The sequence below is a fragment of the Actinoplanes sp. NPDC026670 genome, assembly GCF_040638175.1.
GTDB lineage: Bacteria > Actinomycetota > Actinomycetes > Mycobacteriales > Micromonosporaceae > Actinoplanes.
The window spans coordinates 1-22,141 of the sequence record NZ_JBEZXU010000100.1; the positions used below are offsets into that span (position 1 = coordinate 1).

Here is a 22,141-nt window from a genome sequence, read left to right on the forward strand (position 1 = left end):
CGGGGGGGCGCCCCCCGCCCGCCCACGCGCGGAGCGGGGTGCCCCCCACAAAACAAACCAACACACAAAAAAAAACACCAACAACCCGGGGGGGCGCCCCTTATTGTTCGGCGCCCCCCCCCCGCCCATTTCCCCCTCATATGGAGCGCGAATGAAGAAGTTCCACCGCGTGGCGGCGATCGCAGCCGCCGCGCTGGTCGGCCTGACCGGGCTCGGCGGGTTCTCCTCCCCCGCGAGCGCTACCGGCGCCGACTGTGTCACCGCCGCCGAAGCCAAGTACCAGCACACCTTCAACGGTCCGGCCGGCACCGCCAGCATCGAGATCACCAACGGGCCGCTCTGTGCCGGGCAGGAGCAGGCGTTCTCGCTGGTCTCCTACACCGCCCCGTCGGCGAAGTTCTCGGTCCCGCAGTATGTCCTCGAGTCGTCCACGGACAAGCTGACCGCCCCGACCGGCGCGTCCAAGCTGACCCGCAGCAAGCTCGAGTTCAAGGTCGAGGTGCCGGAGTGCTTCACTCAGGTCGACTTCGTCTTCGGCGACTACATCATCAACCCGCTCACCGACAAGAGCGACCGTTACAACGACCGTAAGGTCGGCAGCCGGAACGGTGAGGGTTCGCGCTCCACCGCTGTTCCCGGCAACCCGCAGAGCGCCTGGTACAACGGCGGCTCCGGCACCTGTGTGGCCGAGCCCGTGGTCGAGGCCCTGTCCGACTGCGACGGCACCGTCACCCTGAAGCTGATCAACCGGAGCACCTCCAGCGCCCCGTTCGTGATCACCGCCGACAACGGCTTCAGCAAGACCGAGACCCTCGCGGTCCGCGCCGAGCCGGTCAGCGTCACCGTGCCGGCCGCCGACGCGAAGAACATCCGGGTCACCTCGCGTGGCGCCGAGCTGTTCAAGGGCGGCTGGACCAAGCCGGAGGACTGCAAGACCCCCGAGGTCGGCACGCCCGAGGGCACCGTGACCAGCGACTGTGACGGGCTCACCTTCACCGTGAAGAACCCGCAGAACGGCGCGGTCGTCACCGCCACCTTCACCCCGAACAAGGGTGCGGCGCAGACCGTCACGGCTCAGCCGGGCGACACCAAGGTCGTCTTCTTCAAGGGTTTCGAGGGCCTCAAGGTCACCGTCTCCAACGGCCTGGACGTCCTGAACGGCGAGGTCGCCTGGACCGAGCCGGAGAACTGCGAGACCGAGAGCAGCCCGTCGGCGACGCCGTCCCAGACGCCGTCCGAGACCCCCTCGGCGACCCCGTCGGAGACCGTCTCGACCGGCGCCAGCACCAGCCCCGTCGCGACCACCCCGGTCGCCGGTGACGACGAGGACGGCTCGCTGCCGCTGACCGGCTCGGCCGCCGCCGGTGTCGCCGGTGGCGCGTTCCTGCTGCTCGTCGCGGGCGCCGTGCTGTTCATCCTGGCCCGCCGCCGCAAGGTGAACTTCACCGCCTGACAAACACCTCGAAAGTCCCGTCCGGGCGCGGTCGGTAGTCGTGAACGGCTACCACCGCGCCCGCCGGCATCCGGCCGTAGATGTGCGGGAACTGCCGCCCATCAGGCTCCGGCGGGTCGCCGTCCTCCCAGACCACCTGCCCCGGTATCCGTGCCTCGTCGATCTCCAGAAGCACCATGTCGTCACGGCCGCGGAAGATCCGGTCAGCCACCACGTGCACCCAGTCCGCCGGCGAGCAGTGGATGAACGGTTCCGCCTCGAGGAAGGCAACGTCGTCCCACGCGGCACGTGGGCAAAGATGGAAGATCAACCCTTCTCCAAGTACTCGGCGCGGTCCTCGTCGACCAGCGCGGCGACCGAGGCCGCCAGCGCCGGATGACGGGTCAGGTCGGGGTCGTCGCCGATCAGCTCGGACGCCTCGGTCCGGGCCTCCTTGATCAGCTTCTCGTCGCGGAGCAGCGACAGCAGCCGAAGATGCGAGTGCTTGCCGGACTGGGACGCGCCCAGCACGTCGCCCTCCCGGCGCTGCTCCAGATCAATTTCGGACAGCTTGAAGCCGTCGGTGGTCGAGGCCACCGCGTCCAGCCGCTCCCGCGCCGCCGAACCCTCGACCGCCTCGGTGTGCAGCAGACACACCCCAGGCGCCGAACCCCGGCCCACCCGGCCGCGCAGCTGATGCAGCTGCGACACCCCGAACCGGTCCGCGTCCAGGATCAGCATCACGGTGGAGTTCGGCACGTCCACGCCCACCTCGATCACCGTGGTCGCCACCAGCACGTCCAGGTCACCGGCCGCGAACGAGCGCATCACCGCGTCCTTCTCGTCCGGCGGCATCTTGCCGTGCAGCATCGCGATCCGCAGGCCCTTCAGGTACTCGTCGCGCAGCAGCGGCAGCACCTCGGTCACCGCCAGCGGCGGGCGGCGGGACGGCTCGTCGTCCTTCGGCGGCGTCTCCTCGTCCTCACCGATCCGGGGGCACACCACATACGCCTGATGGCCGGCCCGCACCTCCTCGGAGATCCGCACCCAGGCGCGGTCCAGGTACGCCGGTTTCTCCAGGGCCGGGATGACGTGCGAGGCGATCGGCGAACGGCCGCGGGGCAGTTGCGACAGCACCGAGGTCTCCAGGTCGCCGTAGACGGTCATCGCCACCGTCCGCGGGATCGGGGTCGCCGTCATCACCAGCACGTGCGGTGGCTTCGCCGCCTTCGCCCGCAGCGCGTCCCGCTGCTCGACCCCGAACCGGTGCTGCTCGTCCACCACCACCAGCCCGAGATCGGCGAAATCGACCCCCTCGTACAGCAGCGCATGGGTGCCGACCACGATGCCGGCGGTCCCGTCGGCGACCTTGGCCAGCGCCGCACGCCGGGCCGCCGCCCCCAGCGAGCCGGTGACCAGCGTCAACTGCGTGCCCTCGGGATCACCGTCCAGCTCGCCGGCCCGGCCCAGCGCGCCCAGCTGGGCCGAGATGCCGCGGAAGTGCTGGGTCGCCAGGACCTCGGTCGGGGCCAGCAGCGCGGCCTGCCCGCCCGCGTCGACCACCTGCAACATCGCGCGTACCGACACGAGGGTCTTGCCGGAACCCACCTCGCCCTGCAACAGCCTGTGCATCGGATGCGGCCGGGCCAGGTCGGCGGCGATCTCCTCGCCCACCTCCCGCTGACCTTCGGTCAGCTCATACGGCAGACCGGCGTCGAACTTCACGAGCAACCCGGCGTCCGCGCGGGGCCGGGCCGTGCCGGGCGCCGCGGCCGCCTTCGCTCGCCGTTGCACAAGCGTCAGCTGTACGGCGAAAGCCTCATCCCATTTCAGCCGATGCTTCGCCGAGTACAGCGACGGCTCGGAGCTCGGCCGGTGGATCTCCCGCAGCGCCGTCCCGATCCCCACCAGGTTCCGGGTCGCGCGGATCCCGGCCGGCATCGGGTCGTCAGGCGGCTCGAACGTGTCCAGCAGGGTTCGCACACACTTCGCGATCACCCACGTCGGCACCGCCTGCGCCGCCGGATAGACCGGGATCAGCGCGCCCGCGAACTCCTCGATCTCGGCGGCCGCGTCGTCCTTCGAAGCGTCCGCGCTGAGCAGCTGATAGGCCGGGCCGTTGAGCTGCCGCTTGCCCCGGAACTCGGTCACCTTGCCGGCGAACAGCCCCCACACACCCTTGCGCAGTTCCCGCTCCCGCCACGCCTGATTGAAGAACGTGCACGTCAACGTGGCGCCGGAGCCGTCACCGATGGTCACCTCCAGCATGTTGCCGCGGCGCTGCCGCATCGGCTTCACGCTCATCCCCTGCACCTGCGCCAGCACGGTGACCTGCTCGTCCACCTGGAGACTGCGCAGATCGGTGTGCTCGCCGCGCTGGTCGTAGCGCCGCGGGAAGTGATAGATCAGATCACCCGCCGTATGCAGATCCAGGTGATCCTCCAGCGCCTTGGCGGTCTTCGCCCCCAGCACCTTGGTCAACGGGGTGTCGGTCGTGGTCATTCGACTCCTGCCAACAGGTGGTAACGGGGCTGGCCGCCCGCGTAGCACTGCACCTCACTGAACGGCCACACGCGATGCACGTGCCCCTTCAGAACGTCCTCGAACCCGGGTGGCGCGTCCGCGCCGAGCACCAGGGTCACCAGTTCCCCGCCGCCGCCGAGCATCCGGTCCAGCAGGCGGCGGCTCACCTCGGCGACGTCCTGGCCGATCACGTGCACCTCGCCGTCGACCAGCCCCAGCAGGTCACCGGCCCGGCACTGGCCGGCCACCGTGAACGCGTCCCGCTGCGCGGTGCACACCTCGCCGTACCGGCAGGCGCCGGCCGCCTCGGCCATCGCGATCACGTCGTCGGCGAACGGCCGCTGCACGTCCCGCACGGCCAGCGCGGCCAGCGCCTGCACCGGCGACCTGGTCGGGACGACACTCACCCGCACCCCCGCGGCCTCGGCCTCTCTCGACGCCGACACCGCGACCGCGTGCGTGTTCGCGTCGTTCGGCAGCAGCACCACCGAACGGGCGCCGGTCTCGTGCACGGCCGCCAGCATCTCCGCCGTCGACGGATTACGGTCCACGACGACGGCGCCCTCCGCCTCGAACAGCGCCGTCAACCCGTCGCCGGCGGCGACGACCACGGCGCCACGCTGATCACTTCCGGTCCGTCGTTCCTCAAGGAGGGTGACATTTATCCGGTACGGGCGACCGGCCTCGATTCCTGCCTCGATCGCCGGGCCGACCTCGGCCACATGAACGTGCACATTCCAGGTCGGCGGATCCCCGTCCCCGGTACCCACCACCACGAGCGAGTCCCCAAGCCGGTCCAGGGTCACACGCAGCCGCGCGACGGCCGCCTCGGTGGCGTCCAACAGGTACTGCACCTCGAACCCATACCCCGAACACCCCACGTCCGCGCCCACCTCACCGGGTTCTGCCTCGCCGCGCGATCTTGTGGGGTTCTGCGAGACAGGTGTGTCTGAACTCCACAAGATCGCGTCGGGTTGGTCCTGGGCGGTGAGAGACGTCACCCCTGCCGCTTCAGGCCCGCCGGTCCGGTGCCGGCTGGCTCCGGCGTCGGCAGGCTTGGCGTCTGCAGGCTTCGCGTCGGCGGGCTTCGCGTCTGCGGGCTTGGCGTCGATCGTTTCGGCCAGGGCGTCCAGGAGCAGGCAGAGGCCTCGGCCGCCCGCGTCGACGACACCGGCCTGGGCGAGGACCGGGAGCTGCTGTGGGGTGCGGGCCAGGGCCTCGGAAGCTGCCCGGGCCGCCTCTCTCGCGACGGCGGCCAGGCTGTCGGACCGGAGCCGGCCGGCCGCCTCGGCAGCGGCCGCCACCACCGAGAGCACGGTGCCCTCGACCGGGTGGGCCACCGCCGCGTAGGCCGCGTCGGTAGCCGTCCGCAACGCTCGGGCCAGCTCGCCACCGCGCACCGCGGCTCCGGTGGCGAAGGTGTCGGCCATCCCGCGCAGGATCTGCGAGACGATCACACCCGAGTTGCCGCGGGCCCCGAGCAGAGCGCCACGTGCCATCCTCCGCATCAGGCCCGCCGGGCTCTCCTCGCGCCCCTCGTCCGGCGCCGGCCCGTCACCCCCTGGCTCCAGAGCCTCGTGGGCGGCGGTGAGAGTGAGGACGAGATTGGTGCCGGTGTCGCCGTCGGGAACCGGGTACACATTCAGGTCGTCGATCTCACGCTGATGTGCCCGGAGCGCCTCCAGCCCACCGTCGCACCAGCGGCGTACCGCGTCGGCATCGAGGGTCTCCAGCACGCGAAAATCGTACTAACCACCCCCGACAAACGCCGGGCACGCACCCTGACCGGGGGCGATTGGCTGTCGCCCCAGCGAATCGGGTAAGCTCGCCGGGTTGCCTGGGAGATTCTGTCCCCGGGCGCCTTCAGTTTCGAATCACACCCAGGAGTATCCCGTGGCTAGCGTGTGCGACGTCTGTGGCAAGGGACCGGGCTTCGGCCACAACGTGTCCCACTCGCACCGGCGGACCAACCGCCGCTGGAACCCGAACATCCAGTCGGTGCGCACCCCGGCCGGTGGCGGGACCACCAAGAAGCTCAAGGTCTGCACCTCGTGCATCAAGGCCGGCAAGGTCGTCCGCGCCTGATCCGAGGCCCGCAAAGGCCGTTCCAAGTAGCCGCTGAGCCCTCCGGGGCTCGGCGGCTACTTGTTTCTTCTGCGACTCCTGGCCAGGCCCGGATTCCCCCATCCCGCTTCTCAGCCACCGCCCACTCCTCCTGGCCGATCCAGTGACCTATCCCTCAAGGTCACGTGTCACGCAGGTCGGGCTCTTGCGGGGCTGAGATCACCGTGGCGACCTGCGGCTCGATCCGAACCACATAAGCCCACGCGGGCTACCCATCACGACGACGTGGTGACCTGCGGCCCGATCCGAACCGCAGATGCCCACGCGGGCTGCCCGCCTGGGCGACGTGGTGGCCTGTGGCACCGCTGGCCGGTTAGAGGGGCTTGGCGTAGGAGAGCACGTCCGGATAGTCCTTGTAGTAACCGAAGTCGGCGATTCGGAGGTAGCCGGCCGACTCGTAGAGGGCGATCGCCTCCGGCTGGCGGTCTCCGGTCTCCAGGATGACCCGGCGGCAGCCGGCCTCTCGGGCCGACTCCTCGATTCGGGCGAGCAGCCGGCGGGCCACGCCCCGGCCCCGGGCGGCCTGGGTGGTGAACATTCGCTTGAGTTCGGCGTCGTCGCCCCGGCGGCGCCAGCCTGCGCTACCGATCAGCCGGTCATCGAGTACCGCGACCAGGAACATGCCGACCGGCGGGGTGAAGTCGGCACCCGAGATGGGGCTGTCGTCGCCGCTGCCGCCATATCGTTCGGACAGGTCGCGGAGGTTCTCGGCGACGAGCGTCTGCACCGCCGGGTCGTCGAAGTCGGCGGTGATGATCTTGATGTCCTGCACGCAGCAAGACTAGCCAGCCGCGACGAGGGACGGGCTAGCGGAAGTGGTCCCAGCCCAGGCCTCCGGTCCAGGGCTTCCGGTCCACGGTCACGCCCTCGCCGTCGTGGACGGTCCCGATCGGGCGCCACTGCGGCGGCAGGGCGGCGTCCGGCGGGAACGTCGCCGCCAACGGGTGGTCGTCGCCTCCGGCCAGGATCCACTGGTACGGGTCGACGCCGAGCGCCTTGGCCGCGTCACGCATCTGGTCGGGCAGGTCGAAGGCCTCGCGGTGCACGTCGATGGCGACCCCGCTGGCGGTGGAGATGTGCCCGAGGTCCTGGAGCAGCCCGTCCGACACGTCGATCATCGAGGTGGCGCCGAGTCGTGCGGCTTCGGGTCCGGCCGAATACGGGACGGCCGGCCGGCGATACGCCTCCACGAGCAGTTTGGGCGTACGGAATCCTCGGGAGAGAACGGTGAGGCCGGCTGCCGCGTGACCGATCCGCCCAGCGAGAGCGACGATGTCGCCGGGTTTGGCGCCGTCGCGCCGGACCGGCGCCGCGCCGCGCAGGTCGCCGAGTGCGGTGACCGCGATGGTGAGGGTGGGGCTGGACGAGGTGTCGCCGCCGACGACCGTGGCGCCGGTGAGCGCGGCTTCGGCGGTGAGGCCGTCGGCGAGGCCCTCGGCCCAGGTCACGTCGAGCCCGGTGGGCACGCAGAGGGCCACGAGCAGGGAGGTGGGCACGGCGCCCATGGCGGCGATGTCGGCCAGGTTGGCGGCGGCGGCCCGGTGCCCGACGTCGGCGGCGCCGCACCAGTCGCGGCGGAAATGGCGCCCTTCGACGAGCACGTCGGTGGAGGCGACCACCCGTCCGTCGGGTGCCCGGACCACGGCGGCGTCGTCGCCGGGGCCGATCAAGGTGGTTTCTCCGGTGCCGAGCCGGGGAACGATTCGGCCGATCAGCCCGAATTCACCGGCCTCTGCGATGCTCACGTCTAAGTCCTTCGATGGTGGCGTCCCGCTGCCGGGTCGCTTCGTACGGTAGTTTCACGACCGGGGATCACCGACGAAGTGGCGGATTGGAGTCGATCGTGGTCCAGGCATACATCCTCATTCAAACGGAGGTCGGTAAGGCCCGTGACGTGGCCGCCGCGATCGAGAAGATACCGGGGGTGGTGCGGGTCGACGCGGTCACCGGGCCGTACGACGTCGTCGTGCTGACCGAAGCCCATACGGTCGACGAACTGGGTGGGCTGATTGTGAGCAAGGTCCAGTACGTACCGGGCATCACGCGGACGCTCACCTGCTCCGTGGTAAACCTCTGACTATGGTGGATGTGGACGCGCCGAAGAAGGCGCCGGAGAAGGACCCGGCCAGGAAGGCCGCTGCCCTGTGGGCGACGGCGGTGGCCGTTCCGGTGACACTGTTGGTCGGCGTGGTCGCGTTCTTCACCATCATGCCGGATGATCCGGACAAAACCGAAAAAGCGGCCAACCCGATTCCGTCCGCGGCCGTGGTGATGGACGCGCCTCAGCTCGACGAGCAGACCGCGCGCGCCTGTCTCGCGGTGACCTCCCAGCTGCCGGCGAAGATCCGTGACCTGCAGGGCCGGCCGGTGAGCGCCGGCCCCGAGCAGAACGCGGCCTACGGCGAGCCGGCGATCACGGTCGCCTGCGGGGTGCCGCAGCCGATCATGTGCACCACGCCGGAGGACACCACGCCCGGCTGTGTCGCCATGGACACCGAGCTGCTGATCATGAACAACGTGTGCTGGTATGCGGCGCCCGGCGCCGACGCGGCCACGATCACCACGATGGACCGCGAGGTCCCGGTGCGGGTGACCGTGCCGTCGTACTACGAGAATCCGGCCCAGTGGGCCAACGAGTTCTCCGACACCCTGGTCGAGACGGTCAAGTCGAAGGCGGCCGGCACCATGCCGAGCGGCTGCGAGTGATCCCGGCGGTGAGTGAACCGGTCAGTGCAGGCCGGTGCCGCGGCGCAGCGCCGTCCGGATCAGCCGGTCCACGACCTTCGGGTATTCCAGGCCGGTAGCCGTCCACATCCGGGGGAACATCGAGTTCGGTGTCATCCCCGGCATCGTGTTGATCTCGTTGAGGAAGATCTCGCCGGCCTCGGTCACGAAGAAGTCGACCCGGGCCAGGCCGGCACAGTCCAGCGCGACGAAGGTGCGCACCGAGTACTCCTGGATCCGCCTGGTCAGGTCGGCCGGCAGCTCGGCGGGGACCGTGTAACGGCCACCGACCAGGTACTTCGTCTCGAAGTCGTACCACTCGACGTCGTCGATGTGGATCTCGGACAGCACCGACGCGTCGGGCGCGCCGCCGGCCTCACCCTCGAGCACCCCGCACTCGATCTCCCGGCCCACCAGCGCGGCCTCGACCAGCACCTTCGGATCGATCCGGCGGGCCACCGCGACGGCGTCCTCCAGGTCGGCCCAGTCGGTGACCTTGGTGATGCCCAGCGACGAACCGGCCCGCGACGGCTTCACGAAGACCGGCAGGCCCAGCCGCTCCTTGTCGGCGTCGGACAGCGAGACCCCGGCACGCAACACCGCGTACGGCCCGACCGGGATGCCCTCGACGGCCGCGAGCTTCTTGGTGAACTCCTTGTCCATGGCCGCCGCCGACGCGAACACGTTGGCGCCCACGTACGGGATGCCGGCCATCTCCAGCATGCCCTGGATCGTGCCGTCCTCGCCGTACGCGCCGTGCAGCACCGGGAACACCACGTCCACACCGGCCAGCTCGGACACTCCGTCGGCGGGTTCCCGGACGATCAGGTCGGTCGACGTCGGGTCGGTGGAGAGCACGATCGCGCGGCCCGACTCGTCGGTGATCTCGGGCAGCCGCCGGCCGCTGATGGCGAGTTGTGACGTGTCACCCGAAGCGAGGACCCAGCGCCCCGCACGGGTGATTCCGACCGGGATCACCTCATACTGATCGGGGTCCAGAGCGCCCAGGATCGCGCCCGCGCTGACGCAGGAAATGGCGTGCTCAGTGCTGCGGCCGCCGAAAACGATCGCAACCCGGGTCCTACGGTGGGACGTCACTTCTCGATGCGCCTTCCAGCTAGCGGGCGTGCCGGGGCTGACCCTACTCTGCGTAGGCCGAATTCGCCGTTTGCAAGGCAGCCGTTCGCAAGGCAGGAGGACGAAGCGTTCATGGCTCCAGCGCTCCACGTGATCGCCGGCCCGGGTCCGGGTCAGCTGGCGACGATGGCCCATCCGGCGGACGAGCCGTGGTCAGCGCAGGAGCTGGTCGCGCTCGCCCGGGCCGGGGTGCATGTGCTGGTGTCGTCGGCCGCGCCCGACACGGACACCGCCGGCATCGAGGTGGTGCCGTTCCCGGACGTGGCGTCGTCGGCGAAGGAGATGCAGCAGGAGGCGAACCAGGTGGTCGCCCTCGCCATCCGCCTCGCCCGTGAGGTCCGCGCCGGGCGTTTCGTGGTGACCCAGGCGGCCGCCGACAACGGCCGTTCGACGCTGCTGGCCACGATGACGCTGGCCCTGCTCGGCATCCGCCCGGGTGAGGCGCTGCGCCGTACCGCGCCGGGCGGCGAGATCGCCCCGGACTGGCTGCACGATTTCGTCGCGACCCACGGGTAGAAGACCGGCTAGGCGGTGAACGTCTGGGGCAGGGCTCCCGAGTCCCACAGCGAATCCAGGTGGGCCAGGAAACCGGTCAGGCTGCGTTCCAGGTCACGGCGCTCGGCGGTGGTCAGGGCAGCCAGCGGGTCGGAGAAGATCAGACCCTCCGGATGCTTCGCGCGGGTGCCCACGAACTTGTCGCAGGCCCCACACCAGACATAGCTGACCAGGGTGGGCCGCTTGGCGTTCTCCGGCGCCGTGAAGTAGGCGCGCAACCGCCGCTGCCCGCAGGCCGGGCAGTCCCGCTCCCCGGGTTCGGCGAAGAAGCTCGAACCCTGCGTGAGCGCGGCCACCTCGTCACCGTTGAAGCTGCTCCAGGCGGTCATGCCGCGCCGAGCGCCGCGGTGATGTCGGCGAGCAGGTCGGCGGTGTCCTCGATGCCGCAGGAGAACCGCACGAACCCGGGCGGCGTGTCGTCACCCCACTGCGCCCGCCGGTCGGCCGTGGTGTGCACCCCGCCGAACGACGTGGCCGCGAACACCAGTTTCGCCGCCGACAGGAACTCGGCGACCCGCTCGGCCGAGCCGAGGTCGAACGACACCACCCCGGGGATGCGCCGCATCTGGACCGACGCGATCGGGTAGGACGGGTCGGACGGCAGGCCCGGCCAGCGCACCCCGGTCACGTCGTCGCGGGACAGGAGCAACTCGGCGACGGCCGCCGCGTTCGCGGTCTGCCGGGCCAGCCTCAGGTCGAGGGTGGCGATCGAACGATGGGCCAGCCACGCGTCGAACGCCCCCGGCACCGCGCCGGTCTGCTTGCGCCACGTCTCCACCCTGGTCAGCAGGTCGGGGTCGGTCGCCGACACGTAGCCGAGGAGCACGTCGGAGTGACCGGTGAGCGCCTTGGTCCCGGAGGCGACGACCAGGTCGGCCCCGAGCGCGAGCGGGTTCTGCCCGAGCGGTGTCGCGGTCGTGTTGTCCACGGCCACCAGCGCCCCGGCGGCGTGGGCGGCCTCGGACAGCGCCCGGATGTCGCACACGTCGAGGCCCGGGTTGGCCGGTGTCTCCAGCAGCACCAGCCGCACGCCGGTGAAGTCGGGGTACGGCCCGGCGGTCGGCACCGGCACGGCACGAACGCCCAGGTCGCGTAGGAATCCGTCGGCGAACGCCCGTACCGTGAAATAGCCGTCCGAAGGGATCGCCACGGTGTCACCCGTGCGCAGAACGGCGAGGAGAAGCGCGGTTATCGCGGCCTGGCCGCTGGCGAAGACCAGCGTCGGCGCGCCCTCCAGGGCGCTGATGGCCGATTCCAGAGCCTCGCGGGTCGGATGCTCGGTCCGCGCGTAGCCGTTCTCCCCCGGCCCGGTGACCGGGTCGAGGTGGTAGGGCGCGGCGAAGACCGGTCCGGGCAGGAAGGGCTCGCCGACCTCGGGTGCGGGGAGGCCGGCGTGGACGGCACGGGTGCCGTCGGAGAAGGAGCTCACTCGGGTTTCATCTCCCGTGTCATCAGCAGTTTGACCGCGACGCGCGGGTCCACCCCTTCGTGGCACACGCGCTCCACCTGCTCGACGATCGGCATCTCGACGCTGTTCGCCCGGGCCAGGTCGCGGATGGACAGGCAGCTCTTGACACCCTCGGCGGTCTGCCGGGTGGCGATCTGGGCCTGTTCCAGGGTTTCGCCGCGGCCCAGGTGCTCGCCGAACATGCGGTTGCGGGCCAGCGGCGACGAGCAGGAGGCGACCAGGTCGCCGAGGCCGGCCAGGCCGGCGAAGGTCAGCGGGTCGGCGCCGAGCGCCACCCCGAGACGGGCGGTCTCGGCGAGACCGCGGGTGATCAGCGAGGCGCGGGTGTTGTCACCGAGACCGAGCGAAACCGCCATGCCGTACGCCAGCGCGATCACGTTCTTGCAGGCCCCACCGAGTTCGCAGCCGATCACGTCGTCGCTGGTGTACGGCCGGAAGTACGGCGTGGCCAGGGCGTGCTGGACCTGCTTGGCCCGGCCCTCGTCGGAGCCCGCCACCACGGTCGTGGTGGGCTGCCCGGCGGCGATCTCCGGCGCCACGTTCGGACCGGAGACGACCACCACCCGGTCCGGGGCGACTCCGGCGGTCTCGACGATCACCTCGCTCATCCGCTTGAGGGTGCCGAGCTCGATGCCCTTCATCAGGGAGACCACGGTGGAGTCGGCGGGGAAGAGCCCGGCCCAGTCGGCGAGGTTGCCCCGCAGTGTCTGCGACGGCACCGCGATGGCGATCACCTCGGCCGAGCCGACCGCCTCGGCCAGGTCGGTGGTGGCGGTGACGGTCTCGGCGAGCCGGACCCCGGGCAGCGAGCCCTCGTTGCCGTGCCGCTCCCGGATCTCGGTGGCCACCGCTTCCCGCCGGGCCCACATGGTCACCGACGATCCGGCGTCACCGAGCACCTTGGCGAACGCCGTGCCCCAGGAACCGGATCCGATGACGGCCGCCTTCATGGCGATTCCTCCGAGGTAGTGGCCCGGCGCGCGGGCCTGTCGTAGAGCGCCGGCGCTTCGCCGTCGCGGATCTCGCCGAGCAGGTCCCGGACGTCCAGCATGATCTTCTCGGTCATCTCGTCCAGCACCGCCCGGGTCGGTTCCAGGCCGGCCCACCGGCTCAGGTCGACCGGCTCGCCGGTGGTGACGGTGACGTGCGAGCGGCGCAGTTTCAGCTTGTTGGTGCGCGGGTCGAAGATCGCCTGCGGCCCCCAGTTGGCGATCGGCACGACGGGCGCGCCGGTGAGCAGGGCGAGCCGGGCCGCGCCGGTCTTGCCGCGCATCGGCCACAGGTCGGGGTGCCGGGTGGTGGTGCCCTCCGGGTAGATCACCACAGCGCCGCCCTCGTTCAGTGCGTCGACCAGCGTGTCCAGCGACTTCACCGCTTCCACACTGCCCCGCTCGACCGGGATCTGCCGGGTCTTGGTGAGCAGGAACCCGATGATCGGCACCTTCCAGACACTGGACTTGCCGAGGAACCGGGGCCAGCGGCCGGACCGGAAGATGTAGTGCGCGACGACCAGCGGGTCGAAGTGCGACACGTGGTTGGGCACGAGGATGACCGGGCCGGTGGCCGGGACGCGGTCCTGCCGCAGCCACGTCTTGCTCGTCAGGGCCGTCATGACCGGGATCACCAGCATCACCGCGACACGCTGCCAGAAGCCGAGCCTGAGCTGTGCCACGGCGTCCCCCGTCCCTCGAACGGCGACGTCCACGCCGCCTCCCCTCGTTCACCTGCGACGAAATCATGCCCGCTCACGTCCCGCCGGACCAGGCAGGGGTCTTTCGAATCACTGAACTCGCTGGCTCCGCTTCGCTCCGCGGCAAGCCGCCTGGTAACCGGTGAGGAGCCAGGCGATTTTCCGGCGGCGGCTTGCGAGTCACGACTGCGCGGACGGGTCAGGCAGGATGGTCGGGTGCAGATGTGGACGGCGGTGATCCCGGTCAAGCGGCTCGGAGCGGCGAAGACACGGCTGCGTGGCGCTGTGCCGGCCGACCGCCACCCGGAGTTGGCGCTCGCCATGGTGCGCGACACCGCAGCCGCGGTGCTGGCCGCCGCCTCGGTGGCCGAGCTGCTGGTGGTCACCGACGATCCGGCGGTCGGCGCCGCGGTCCGGGAACTGGGCGCCCGGGTGGTGGCCGATCCGGGTGGCGGGCTGAACGCGGCGATGCGGTTCGGCGCGGACGAGGCGGCCGGGTTGTCGGCGCATCGGGCGGTGCTCGCCGGCGACCTGCCCGCCCTGCGCCCGGAGCAGCTGGACGAGGCGCTGAGCCGGGTGTCCGGCCGGGCGTTCGTGCCGGACGCGGCGGGCATCGGGACGGTCCTGCTGGCCGCCCCGGCGCGGTGGCCGCTGCTTCCGCGGTTCGGCGGGCCGTCGGCGGCGGCGCACGCCGAGTCGGGGGCGGCGCTGCTGCGCGGCGACTGGCCGGGCCTGCGGCAGGACGTCGACACGGCGGCCGACCTGGACGCGGTGCTGCGGCTGGGCGCGGGCGACCGGACATGCGGGCTGCTACGGGAGCTGGGTCGCGTGACGGCATGTGCGCCGGCCGCGTAGGCAGGTAGCGTTCCGTCCCATGCAGGGCACGATCGCGACTTTCGACACAGAGACCCGCAGTGGCACGTTGCTGCTCGACGACGGCACTCCGCTGTCCTTCGGCGCGGAGGCGTTCCAGCGCTCCGGCCTGCGCCTTCTTCGGCTCGGCCAGCGTGTGACGGTGGAGCCGGACGCGACTGGTGTGGTTTGGCGTGTGTTAATTCCCGGAGTAGCTTGATGTGATCATCCGGTAGTTCGTTTCACGTTTCTCCGGAAACGGCAATGATGTAAGCATGACGACCCCGCCCCGGATTCCTGAGACCCGCCGGCGTGGCCCCAACGGCCGCTTTCTGCCCCGCCCCGAGTCGGCAGAGACGCAGCTGATCGAGGCCCCCGACCCTGCGGAGGCGGCCGTCGAACCGGATCCGGAGCCCGTTCGCACCGAACCTGTTCTCACCGAGCGCGAGGTCACCGAGCTGGCGACGAGCGAGATGGTCGCCGATCTGAGTGTTGACGACGACAGCGACGAGGACGAGGACGAGCCGGGGTATGAACTGCCCGAGGACCGTTTCCTGAACCGGGAGCTGTCCTGGCTGGACTTCAACGCCCGGGTGCTGGCCCTCGCCGAGGACCCGGGGACGCCCCTGCTGGAACGGGCCAAGTTCCTGGCGATCTTCGCGAGCAACCTGGACGAGTTCTACATGGTGCGGGTGGCCGGGCTGAAGCGGCGGCTGAGCGCCGGCCTGCCGATGCGCGGTGGTGACCGGTCCCCGCTGCGCCACCAGATCGAGATGATCACCGAGCGGACCACCGACCTGGTGACCCGGCACGCGGCCTGCTTCTCCGAGGAGGTGCGGCCGAAACTGGCGGCGGAGAGCATCGAGCTGGTGTCGTGGAAGGAGCTGGACGCCGCCGAGCAGGGCCGGTTGCGGACCTTCTTCCGCGAGCAGGTCTTCCCGGTGCTGACGCCGCTCGCGGTCGATCCGGCGCACCCTTTTCCGTACATCAGCAGCCGGTCCTTGAATCTCGCCGTTGCCCTTCGTTATCCGGACGGTGACTCGCCGGAGCTGTTCGCGCGGGTCAAGGTGCCGAACAATGTGCCGCGGTTCGTGACCGTGCAGAACGACCACCGCGGCATCCGGTTCCTGCCCGTCGAGGAGCTGATCGCGGTCCACCTGAACCAGCTGTTCCCGGGCATGCAGATCCTGGAGTGGCACCTGTTCCGGGTGACCCGCAACGCCGAGCTGGAGGTCGACGAGGACCGCGACGAGGACCTGCTGCAGGCCCTGGAACGGGAGCTGGCGCAGCGCCGGTTCGGTCCGCCGGTGCGCCTGGAGGTGGCCGCGTCGATCAGCGACCACGTGCTCGACCTGCTGGTCCGTGAGCTCGACATGGACAGTCAGGACGTGCTGCGGGTGCCCGGGCTGCTCGACCTGTCGGCGCTGTGGCAGGTGTTCGGCGAGTGCGACCGCGACGACCTGAAGGACCGGCCGTTCGTCCCGGCGACGCACCCGCACCTGGCCGACGGCGAGGTGCCGCGCAGTGTGTTCAACCGGCTGCGCGAGTCGGACATCCTGGTCCACCACCCGTACCACTCGTTCTCCACGAGCGTGCAGCGGTTCATCGAGCAGGCCGCGGCTGACCCGGGCGTGCTGGCCATCAAGCAGACCCTCTACCGCACCTCGGGCGACTCGCCGATCGTGGACGCGCTGGTCGACGCGGCGGCCGCCGGCAAGCAGGTGGTGGTGCTGGTCGAGGTGAAGGCCCGGTTCGACGAGGTGGCCAACATCGCCTGGGCCCGGACTCTGGAGCGGGCCGGCTGCCACGTCGTCTACGGCCTGGTCGGCCTCAAGACCCACTGCAAGACCTCTCTGGTGGTACGGCAGGAGGGCAACCAGATCCGCCGGTACTGCCACATCGGCACCGGCAACTACCACCCGAAGACCGCCCGGCTGTACGAGGACTTCGGCATGCTGACCGCCGACCCGGAAGTGGGCGCCGACGTCACCGACCTGTTCAACGTGCTCACCGGGTACAGCCGGCAGACCACCTACCGGCGGCTGCTGGTGGCCCCGCACGGGGTGCGCAAGGGCCTGCTGGAGCGGGTCGACGAGCAGGCCCGGATCGCCCGGGAGGGCGGCGAGGCGCTGGTCCAGTTCAAGGTGAACTCACTGGTCGACGAGAAGACCATCGACTCGCTGTACCGGGCCTCGCAGGACGGGGTCAAGGTGGACCTGATCATCCGGGGAATGTGCGCGCTGCGGCCGGGCGTGCCGGGCCTGTCGGAGAACATCCGGGTCCGCTCGATCGTCGGCCGTTTCCTGGAGCACTCGCGGGTGTTCCGGTTCGGTCCCGGCGCCGACGCCGAGTACTGGATGGGCTCCGCCGACCTGATGCACCGCAACCTGGACCGCCGGGTCGAGGCGCTGGTCAAGGTGACGCTGCCGTCGGCCCGCGAGGAGCTGCGGCATGTTTTGGAACTGTCGATGGCGGAGACCACCGAGGGATGGGACCTGGACGCCGACGGCCTCTGGCATCGCAACCAGGGCACCCCGGGCCGCCCCCAGGTGCATCTGCAGGCGGCCATGCTCCGGCGGATCATCGGCAAGAAGAACACCTGAGAAACGAGCAGATGACGGAAGTGGAACGCGCGGCCGGCGGGGTCCTCTGCCGCCGGTCCGGCGACCGGGTCGAGGTGTGCCTGGTGCACCGCCCGCGCTACGACGACTGGAGCCTGCCCAAGGGCAAGCTGCACGGCGGGGAGCATCCGCTGGCCGGTGCGCTGCGTGAGGTCGCCGAGGAGACGGGGGTCGACGCGATCCCCTGGCTGCGGCTGCCGGACGTCGACTACCTGCTGTCCGACGGGCGGCCCAAGAACGTCGCGTACTGGCTGATGGCGGCCGGCGCGGACGGGCCGGTGCGGGACACCGACGAGGTGGACGAGCTGGTGTGGCTGCCTCCGGATGCGGCGGCCGCTCGGTGCACGTACCCCGATGAGCGGACCGTCCTCGCCGGAGTCGCCGCTCTGCCGCCGGTGACCGCGGTGATCGCGATGGTCCGGCACGCCCGGGCCGGGGAGCGGAAGAAATGGTCCGGCCGGGACGAGTTGCGGCCGATCGATGCGGACGGCGCGAAGCAGGCCGACCGGATCGCCGCCCTGCTGACCGCCCTGCGTCCGCGCCGGCTGGTGGCGGCGACGCCGCTGCGGTGCACGCAGACCCTGGAGCCGCTGGCCGCGGCGCTGGGTGACCGGCCGATCGTCCAGGACGGGGCGTTCGCCGAGCCGTCCCGGCCGGACGGTGTGCCGGCCCGGGTGGCGGCCGCCACGACGCGGCTGGCCGAGTTGCGCGGGTCCGAGCGGGTCGTGGTGTGCAGCCAGGGCAAGCTGATGCCGCATCTGCTGGCAGCGCTGCACGGCGAGACGGATCACCGGCCGTTCAGGACGCCGAAGGGCGACGGGTGGCTGCTGACCTGGTCCGGCGAGAGGTTGCTGGGCGCTTCGCGGCTGTGACGGTACGGTGCGCGGGCGCATCGGCCCGCCAATGACCGATCAGGTCACCGGTGAGCCAGCGCGCCTGCCACAGCTCGTCCCGGCGCGGTTCCCAGTCGCGATAGGGCAGCAGCGCCAGCCGCCAGCTGAGAACGCCGGCGAGGTACCAGCCGTAGAGGGGCACCGCCCCGGCCAGGCCGTCCATCCGCCGGTACGAGCCGTACGGCGCACCCACCGCCACCGCCAGTCCCGACCAGCCGCAGGTGATCACCCAGTCCAGCACCGGCCGGCCGGTGCCGCTCTCGGCCAGGTCGCCGAGTGTCCATCCGGGCAGGATCGCGGCCGCGAACAGCACCGCCGCGATGCCGGCCCGGCCGATCAGGCCCCGTGGCCTCGATCCTCGCTGCATGATGCGGAGCTGCATGATGCGGACGGTAGGACGGCCGGGCCGGGCCGCGCTGGAACACCGAAAAGGCGTCCACCGTACGGTGGACGCCTTCGGTTGCAGCGGGTCAGCGACTGCGGCGAGGTGACGCCGCGCGTGCCGGCGCAGCCGCCGGTGATGCCGTCTTGCGGGCGGTCTTCTTGGCGGCCGGAGCCGCCTTGACCGTCTTGGTGGCCTTCGTCGCCGGGGCCGTCTTCTTCGCGGCCGTCGTCGTCTTCTTCGCCACCGTCTTCTTCGCCGCCGCCGTCGCCGTCGTCTTCGCCGGCGCGGCCTTGGTGGCCGTGGTCTTGGTGGCCGTGGTCTTCTTGGCGGCGGCCGTGGTCTTGGTGGCCGTCGCCTTGGTGGCGGTGGTCTTCTTCGCCGCGGCGGCGGCCTTGGTCGCCGTCGCCTTCGTCGCCGCCGCCTTGGTGGCCGCCGTCTTGGTGGCCGGAGCCGCCTTGGCCGCCGTGGTCTTCTTCACGGCTGCCACCTTGGCCGGCTTTCCGCTGGCGACCAGCTCGCGGAAAGTGTTGCCGACCTTGAACACCGGCACCGACGTCTTCTTCACCTTGACCGGTTCGCCGGTTCGCGGATTACGCGCGACCCGCGGATTACGGACCCGCTTCTCCCAGGAACCGAATCCGGTGAGTGCGACTCGGTCGCCCTTTGCGACAGCGTTCTGCACTTCACTGATGAACGCGTCGAGCGCCAGGGTCGCGGTCTTCTTGTCGCCCAGCTTGACTGCGAGCGCCTCGATGAGCTCGGCCTTGTTCACGGTTTCCTCCCGGACGTGAGAACTGGCCCGTCACGGGCCATTCTGCGCGCACGGTATGCCCTGTGACCTGGTTACAGAAACATTCAGGGGAAAAAACCGTTGTGTCCCAACGAATTCGCCCCGGCCGGGTGACCCGGCCGGGGCGAAAACGGTGTCCGGCCTAAAGGACGACGACCGGCTTGAAAGCGGGGCGACCGTTCTCGTACGCGGTAATCGCTTCCTCGTGGCGCAGTGTCAGTCCGATGTCGTCGAGGCCCTCCATGAGACGCCAGCGGCTGAAGTCGTCAATGGGGAAACCGTAGGCGGCATCGTCGACCCGGACCACGCGGCCCTCCAGGTCGACGGTGATCTCCTTCTCCGGCTCCGACTCGGCCAGGTCCCAGAGGCTCTCGACGATCTTCTGGTCCAGCTGGATCGGCAGCAGGCCCTCCTTGAGGGAGTTGCCGCGGAAGATGTCGCCGAAGCGGGACGCGATGACCGCCTTGAAGCCCCAGTCGCGCAGCGCCCACACGGCGTGCTGCCGGGACGAGCCGGTGCCGAAGTTGGGCCCGGCGACGAGGATGGTGGCGCCCGCGTGCTGCGGCCGGTTCAGCACGAAGTCCGGGTCCTCACGCCAGGCGTTGAAGAGGCCGTCCTCGAAACCGGTCCGGGTGACCCGCTTCAGGTAGACCGCCGGGATGATCTGGTCCGTGTCCACGTCGGAACGGCGCAGCGGCATGACCTTGCCGCTGTGGGTGACGAACTTGTCCATGATCAGCTCCCGTGATCAGAGGTCGGCGGGGGCGGCCAGCTTGCCGACCACGGCGGTGGCGGCGGCGACCTGCGGCGAGACCAGGTGGGTACGGCCACCCTTGCCCTGCCGGCCCTCGAAGTTGCGGTTGGAGGTGGAGGCGGCACGCTGGCCGGGGCTGAGCGTGTCCGGGTTCATGCCCAGGCACATCGAGCAGCCGGCGAACCGCCACTCGGCGCCGGCCTCGGTGAACACCTTGTCCAGGCCCTCGGCCTCGGCCTGCTCGCGCACGAGGTACGAGCCGGGGACGATCATCATCCGGACACCGTCGGCGACCCGGCGGCCCCGGATCACGTCGGCGGCGGCCCGCAGGTCCTCCAGGCGGCCGTTGGTGCAGGAGCCGACAAAGACCACGTCGACCGGAACCTCGCGGAACGGGGTGCCGGGGGTGAGGTCCATGTACGCCAGGGCGCGCTCGGCGGCGCCGCGCTCGACCTCGTCGAGGAAGTCCTCGGGGGCCGGCACGACACTGTTCAGCGCGGCGCCCTGGCCCGGGTTGGTGCCCCAGGTGATGAACGGGCTGATCGACGCGGCGTCCAGGATGATCTCGGTGTCGTACTCGGCGCCCTCATCGGTGGCGAGGGTCTGCCAGTAAGCGACCGCGGCGTCCCACTGCTCGCCCTGCGGGGCGTGGGTGCGGCCCTTCAGGTAGTCGAAGGTGGTCTCGTCCGGCGCGATCATGCCGGCCTTGGCGCCCCACTCGATCGACATGTTGCAGATGGTCATCCGGCCCTCCATGGAGAGCTTGCGGATGGCCTCGCCGCGGTACTCCACGATGTGGCCGTTGCCGCCGCCGGTGCCGGTCTGCGTGATCAGGGCGAGGATCAGGTCCTTGGCACTCACCCCGGGGCCGAGCTCGCCGACGACCGTGACGGCCATCGTCTTCGGCTTGGACTGCGGCAGCGTCTGGGTGGCGAGCACGTGCTCGACCTCGCTGGTGCCGATGCCGAAGGCCAGCGCGCCGAACGCGCCGTGGGTCGCGGTGTGCGAGTCGCCGCAGACGATCGTCATGCCGGGCTGGGTGAGACCGAGCTGCGGGCCGATCACGTGCACGATGCCCTGGTTGACGTCACCCAGCGGGCGGATCTCCACACCGAACTCGGCGCAGTTCTTGCGCAGGGTCTCGATCTGCGTCCGCGAGGTGGTGTCGGCGATGGTGAACAGCTCGCCGCGCTTGGTGTTGAACGCCGGGTCGGCGTAGCCGGTCGGCGTGTTGTGGTCCTCCGTCGCGAGCGTGAGGTCGGTGCGGCGGACCGGCCGGCCGGCCATCCGGAGACCGTCGAACGCCTGCGGGCTGGTGACCTCGTGCAGGAGATGCAGGTCGATGAAGAGCAGGTCGGGCTCACCCTCGGCCGTGCGCACCACGTGGTCATCCCAGACCTTCTCGGCCAGGGTCCTGGGTTTCCCGCTCTGGGGAGTGACTCCCACCATCTGGACATCCTAAATTCTGGAATGTATGTTTCGGCTTGTGGGACACAGTATGAGCGGTGTAGGCGTTCTCGACAAGGCGGTTGTCATCCTCGCCGCATGTGTCGACGGCGCCAGCCTTGCCGAGTTGGTCGACCGCACCAAGCTGCCGCGGGCGACCGCACATCGCCTGGCCCAGGCCCTGGAGATCCATCGGATGCTGGTGCGTGACACTCAAGGAAGATGGCGTCCCGGCCCACGATTGGGCGAGTTGGCCAACGCCGCGCCGGACGTTCTGCTGACCGCCGCCGAGCCCCTGCTGTCCGCACTTCGGGACGCCACGGGCGAGAGCGCTCAGCTTTATCTGCGCCGTGCCGATGAACGGATCTGCGTCGCCGCCGCCGAGCGCGCGAGTGGTCTTCGTGACACCGTGCCGGTCGGTTCGGTGCTGCCGATGGTCGCCGGCTCGGCCGCGCAGATCCTGCTCGCGTGGGAGCCCCCCGAGGCCGTGATGCCGCTCCTGCCGCGCTGCAAGTTCACCGGCCGCACCCTCGCCGAGGTCCGCCGCCGCGGCTGGGCGCAGAGCGTCGCCGAGCGCGAGCCCGGTGTGGCCAGCGTCTCCGCGCCGATCCGCGACCGGACCGGGCGGGTCATCGCGTCGATTTCGATAAGCGGTCCGATCGAGCGCCTCGGCCGCCGCCCCGGCGAGCGGCACGCGATGGCCGTCGTCCGCGCCGGCCAGCGCCTCTCCGGGCTGTAACTCATCGA

At 70.6% G+C, this 22,141-nt stretch carries 24 protein-coding genes; 10 read left to right on the forward strand and 14 right to left on the reverse strand.

The window, feature by feature from the left end; all coding sequences use genetic code 11:
- Window positions 1-151: 151 nt before the first annotated feature.
- A complete protein-coding gene (locus tag AB0E94_RS48975) occupies window positions 152-1,453 on the forward strand; it encodes a hypothetical protein (RefSeq protein ID WP_360342460.1) in 1,302 nt (433 codons plus the stop codon).
- On the opposite strand, the gene AB0E94_RS48980 is transcribed toward AB0E94_RS48975, so the two are convergent.
- Genes AB0E94_RS48980 through AB0E94_RS48990 form a run of 3 tightly spaced genes read right to left on the reverse strand, consistent with a single transcriptional unit; the run spans window position 1,443 to window position 5,691 of the window.
- On the reverse strand, window positions 1,443-1,763 hold the full coding sequence (locus AB0E94_RS48980) for a DUF952 domain-containing protein (RefSeq protein WP_360342463.1): 321 nt from the start codon (window positions 1,761-1,763) through the stop codon (window positions 1,443-1,445). The two genes, AB0E94_RS48975 and AB0E94_RS48980, sit on opposite strands and share 11 nt — an antisense overlap.
- Window positions 1,760-3,934, reverse strand: coding sequence for an ATP-dependent DNA helicase RecG (gene recG, locus AB0E94_RS48985; protein ID WP_360342466.1), 2,175 nt, complete (start codon window positions 3,932-3,934; stop codon window positions 1,760-1,762). Before recG ends, AB0E94_RS48980 begins: the two co-directional genes overlap by 4 nt.
- Window positions 3,931-5,691, reverse strand: coding sequence for a DAK2 domain-containing protein (locus tag AB0E94_RS48990; RefSeq protein ID WP_360342469.1), 1,761 nt, complete (start codon window positions 5,689-5,691; stop codon window positions 3,931-3,933). Before AB0E94_RS48990 ends, recG begins: the two co-directional genes overlap by 4 nt.
- A gap of 157 nt (window positions 5,692-5,848) precedes the next feature.
- Between AB0E94_RS48990 and rpmB the strand changes: the two genes are divergently transcribed.
- Entirely contained in the window at window positions 5,849-6,040 is a 192-nt protein-coding gene (gene rpmB / locus AB0E94_RS48995; protein WP_026207002.1) for a 50S ribosomal protein L28, read from the forward strand.
- A 352-nt stretch (window positions 6,041-6,392) separates the two neighbouring features.
- On the opposite strand, the gene AB0E94_RS49000 is transcribed toward rpmB, so the two are convergent.
- Together AB0E94_RS49000 and AB0E94_RS49005 are read right to left on the reverse strand one after the other, a co-directional pair.
- Window positions 6,393-6,851: a GNAT family N-acetyltransferase gene (locus AB0E94_RS49000; RefSeq protein WP_360342472.1), complete on the reverse strand. Its 459-nt coding sequence runs from the start codon at window positions 6,849-6,851 to the stop codon at window positions 6,393-6,395.
- 34 nt (window positions 6,852-6,885) lie between these two features.
- Window positions 6,886-7,824, reverse strand: coding sequence for a thiamine-phosphate kinase (locus AB0E94_RS49005; RefSeq protein WP_360342475.1), 939 nt, complete (start codon window positions 7,822-7,824; stop codon window positions 6,886-6,888).
- A 98-nt stretch (window positions 7,825-7,922) separates the two neighbouring features.
- Between AB0E94_RS49005 and AB0E94_RS49010 the strand changes: the two genes are divergently transcribed.
- Window positions 7,923-8,156, forward strand: coding sequence for an Lrp/AsnC ligand binding domain-containing protein (locus AB0E94_RS49010; protein WP_014447186.1), 234 nt, complete (start codon window positions 7,923-7,925; stop codon window positions 8,154-8,156).
- A 2-nt stretch (window positions 8,157-8,158) separates the two neighbouring features.
- The gene (locus AB0E94_RS49015) at window positions 8,159-8,785 is read left to right on the forward strand and encodes a DUF3515 domain-containing protein (RefSeq protein ID WP_360342478.1); all 627 of its coding nucleotides are present in this window, start codon (window positions 8,159-8,161) and stop codon (window positions 8,783-8,785) included.
- A gap of 21 nt (window positions 8,786-8,806) precedes the next feature.
- Here AB0E94_RS49015 and AB0E94_RS49020 read toward each other — a convergent pair whose 3' ends face one another.
- Window positions 8,807-9,901, reverse strand: coding sequence for a D-alanine--D-alanine ligase family protein (locus tag AB0E94_RS49020; protein WP_360342480.1), 1,095 nt, complete (start codon window positions 9,899-9,901; stop codon window positions 8,807-8,809).
- Between the two features lie 111 nt (window positions 9,902-10,012).
- Between AB0E94_RS49020 and AB0E94_RS49025 the strand changes: the two genes are divergently transcribed.
- A complete protein-coding gene (locus tag AB0E94_RS49025; protein WP_360342483.1) occupies window positions 10,013-10,456 on the forward strand; it encodes a hypothetical protein in 444 nt (147 codons plus the stop codon).
- An 8-nt stretch (window positions 10,457-10,464) separates the two neighbouring features.
- Here the strand turns inward: AB0E94_RS49025 and AB0E94_RS49030 are convergent, their stop codons facing one another.
- The 4 genes from AB0E94_RS49030 to AB0E94_RS49045 are packed head-to-tail and all read right to left on the reverse strand — an operon-like array spanning window position 10,465 to window position 13,635.
- Window positions 10,465-10,824 (reverse strand): hypothetical protein, encoded by a 360-nt coding sequence (locus AB0E94_RS49030; RefSeq protein WP_360342486.1) that lies wholly within the window; start codon window positions 10,822-10,824, stop codon window positions 10,465-10,467.
- Entirely contained in the window at window positions 10,821-11,924 is a 1,104-nt protein-coding gene (locus AB0E94_RS49035; RefSeq protein ID WP_360342489.1) for a cystathionine gamma-lyase, read from the reverse strand. Before AB0E94_RS49035 ends, AB0E94_RS49030 begins: the two co-directional genes overlap by 4 nt.
- Complete coding sequence (locus tag AB0E94_RS49040) at window positions 11,921-12,919, reverse strand: NAD(P)H-dependent glycerol-3-phosphate dehydrogenase (protein ID WP_360342549.1); 999 nt, start codon at window positions 12,917-12,919, stop codon at window positions 11,921-11,923. Before AB0E94_RS49040 ends, AB0E94_RS49035 begins: the two co-directional genes overlap by 4 nt.
- Window positions 12,910-13,635, reverse strand: coding sequence for a lysophospholipid acyltransferase family protein (locus AB0E94_RS49045; RefSeq protein ID WP_360342492.1), 726 nt, complete (start codon window positions 13,633-13,635; stop codon window positions 12,910-12,912). Before AB0E94_RS49045 ends, AB0E94_RS49040 begins: the two co-directional genes overlap by 10 nt.
- A gap of 240 nt (window positions 13,636-13,875) precedes the next feature.
- Between AB0E94_RS49045 and cofC the strand changes: the two genes are divergently transcribed.
- Genes cofC through AB0E94_RS49065 form a run of 4 tightly spaced genes read left to right on the forward strand, consistent with a single transcriptional unit; the run spans window position 13,876 to window position 17,998 of the window.
- Window positions 13,876-14,508, forward strand: coding sequence for a 2-phospho-L-lactate guanylyltransferase (gene cofC, locus AB0E94_RS49050; RefSeq protein ID WP_360342552.1), 633 nt, complete (start codon window positions 13,876-13,878; stop codon window positions 14,506-14,508).
- 19 nt (window positions 14,509-14,527) lie between these two features.
- Window positions 14,528-14,725 (forward strand): cold-shock protein, encoded by a 198-nt coding sequence (locus AB0E94_RS49055; RefSeq protein WP_360342495.1) that lies wholly within the window; start codon window positions 14,528-14,530, stop codon window positions 14,723-14,725.
- Window positions 14,726-14,780: 55 nt separating this feature from the next.
- Entirely contained in the window at window positions 14,781-17,108 is a 2,328-nt protein-coding gene (locus AB0E94_RS49060; RefSeq protein ID WP_360342498.1) for an RNA degradosome polyphosphate kinase, read from the forward strand.
- Window positions 17,109-17,119: 11 nt separating this feature from the next.
- Complete coding sequence (locus tag AB0E94_RS49065) at window positions 17,120-17,998, forward strand: NUDIX hydrolase (protein WP_360342501.1); 879 nt, start codon at window positions 17,120-17,122, stop codon at window positions 17,996-17,998.
- Here AB0E94_RS49065 and AB0E94_RS49070 read toward each other — a convergent pair.
- From AB0E94_RS49070 to leuC, 4 genes are all read right to left on the reverse strand, one after another.
- On the reverse strand, window positions 17,925-18,401 hold the full coding sequence (locus AB0E94_RS49070; RefSeq protein ID WP_360342504.1) for a hypothetical protein: 477 nt from the start codon (window positions 18,399-18,401) through the stop codon (window positions 17,925-17,927). The two genes, AB0E94_RS49065 and AB0E94_RS49070, sit on opposite strands and share 74 nt — an antisense overlap.
- An 88-nt stretch (window positions 18,402-18,489) precedes the next feature.
- Window positions 18,490-19,176, reverse strand: coding sequence for an HU family DNA-binding protein (locus tag AB0E94_RS49075; RefSeq protein ID WP_360342507.1), 687 nt, complete (start codon window positions 19,174-19,176; stop codon window positions 18,490-18,492).
- Between the two features lie 160 nt (window positions 19,177-19,336).
- Window positions 19,337-19,927: a 3-isopropylmalate dehydratase small subunit gene (gene leuD, locus AB0E94_RS49080; RefSeq protein WP_360342510.1), complete on the reverse strand. Its 591-nt coding sequence runs from the start codon at window positions 19,925-19,927 to the stop codon at window positions 19,337-19,339.
- A 15-nt stretch (window positions 19,928-19,942) separates the two neighbouring features.
- Entirely contained in the window at window positions 19,943-21,397 is a 1,455-nt protein-coding gene (gene leuC, locus AB0E94_RS49085) for a 3-isopropylmalate dehydratase large subunit (protein WP_360342513.1), read from the reverse strand.
- A gap of 49 nt (window positions 21,398-21,446) precedes the next feature.
- On the opposite strand from leuC, the gene AB0E94_RS49090 reads away from it, so the two are divergent.
- The gene (locus AB0E94_RS49090) at window positions 21,447-22,133 is read left to right on the forward strand and encodes an IclR family transcriptional regulator (protein ID WP_023561932.1); all 687 of its coding nucleotides are present in this window, start codon (window positions 21,447-21,449) and stop codon (window positions 22,131-22,133) included.
- The last annotated feature ends 8 nt before the right edge of the window (window positions 22,134-22,141 follow it).

Excerpts from the sequence above, each read along its gene's own strand:
- AB0E94_RS48975 (WP_360342460.1), top strand. The coding sequence starts at position 152 with ATGAAGAAGTTCCACCGCGTGGCGGCGATCGCAGCCGCCGCGCTGGTC.
- recG (WP_360342466.1), bottom strand. The coding sequence starts at position 3,934 with ATGACCACGACCGACACCCCGTTGACCAAGGTGCTGGGGGCGAAGACC.
- AB0E94_RS49015 (WP_360342478.1), top strand. The coding sequence starts at position 8,159 with ATGGTGGATGTGGACGCGCCGAAGAAGGCGCCGGAGAAGGACCCGGCC.
- AB0E94_RS49025 (WP_360342483.1), top strand. The coding sequence starts at position 10,013 with ATGGCTCCAGCGCTCCACGTGATCGCCGGCCCGGGTCCGGGTCAGCTG.
- AB0E94_RS49030 (WP_360342486.1), bottom strand. The coding sequence starts at position 10,824 with ATGACCGCCTGGAGCAGCTTCAACGGTGACGAGGTGGCCGCGCTCACG.
- cofC (WP_360342552.1), top strand. The coding sequence starts at position 13,876 with ATGTGGACGGCGGTGATCCCGGTCAAGCGGCTCGGAGCGGCGAAGACA.
- AB0E94_RS49055 (WP_360342495.1), top strand. The coding sequence starts at position 14,528 with ATGCAGGGCACGATCGCGACTTTCGACACAGAGACCCGCAGTGGCACG.
- AB0E94_RS49060 (WP_360342498.1), top strand. The coding sequence starts at position 14,781 with ATGACGACCCCGCCCCGGATTCCTGAGACCCGCCGGCGTGGCCCCAAC.
- AB0E94_RS49065 (WP_360342501.1), top strand. The coding sequence starts at position 17,120 with ATGACGGAAGTGGAACGCGCGGCCGGCGGGGTCCTCTGCCGCCGGTCC.
- AB0E94_RS49070 (WP_360342504.1), bottom strand. The coding sequence starts at position 18,401 with ATGCAGCTCCGCATCATGCAGCGAGGATCGAGGCCACGGGGCCTGATC.
- leuD (WP_360342510.1), bottom strand. The coding sequence starts at position 19,927 with ATGGACAAGTTCGTCACCCACAGCGGCAAGGTCATGCCGCTGCGCCGT.
- leuC (WP_360342513.1), bottom strand. The coding sequence starts at position 21,397 with ATGGTGGGAGTCACTCCCCAGAGCGGGAAACCCAGGACCCTGGCCGAG.
- AB0E94_RS49090 (WP_023561932.1), top strand. The coding sequence starts at position 21,447 with ATGAGCGGTGTAGGCGTTCTCGACAAGGCGGTTGTCATCCTCGCCGCA.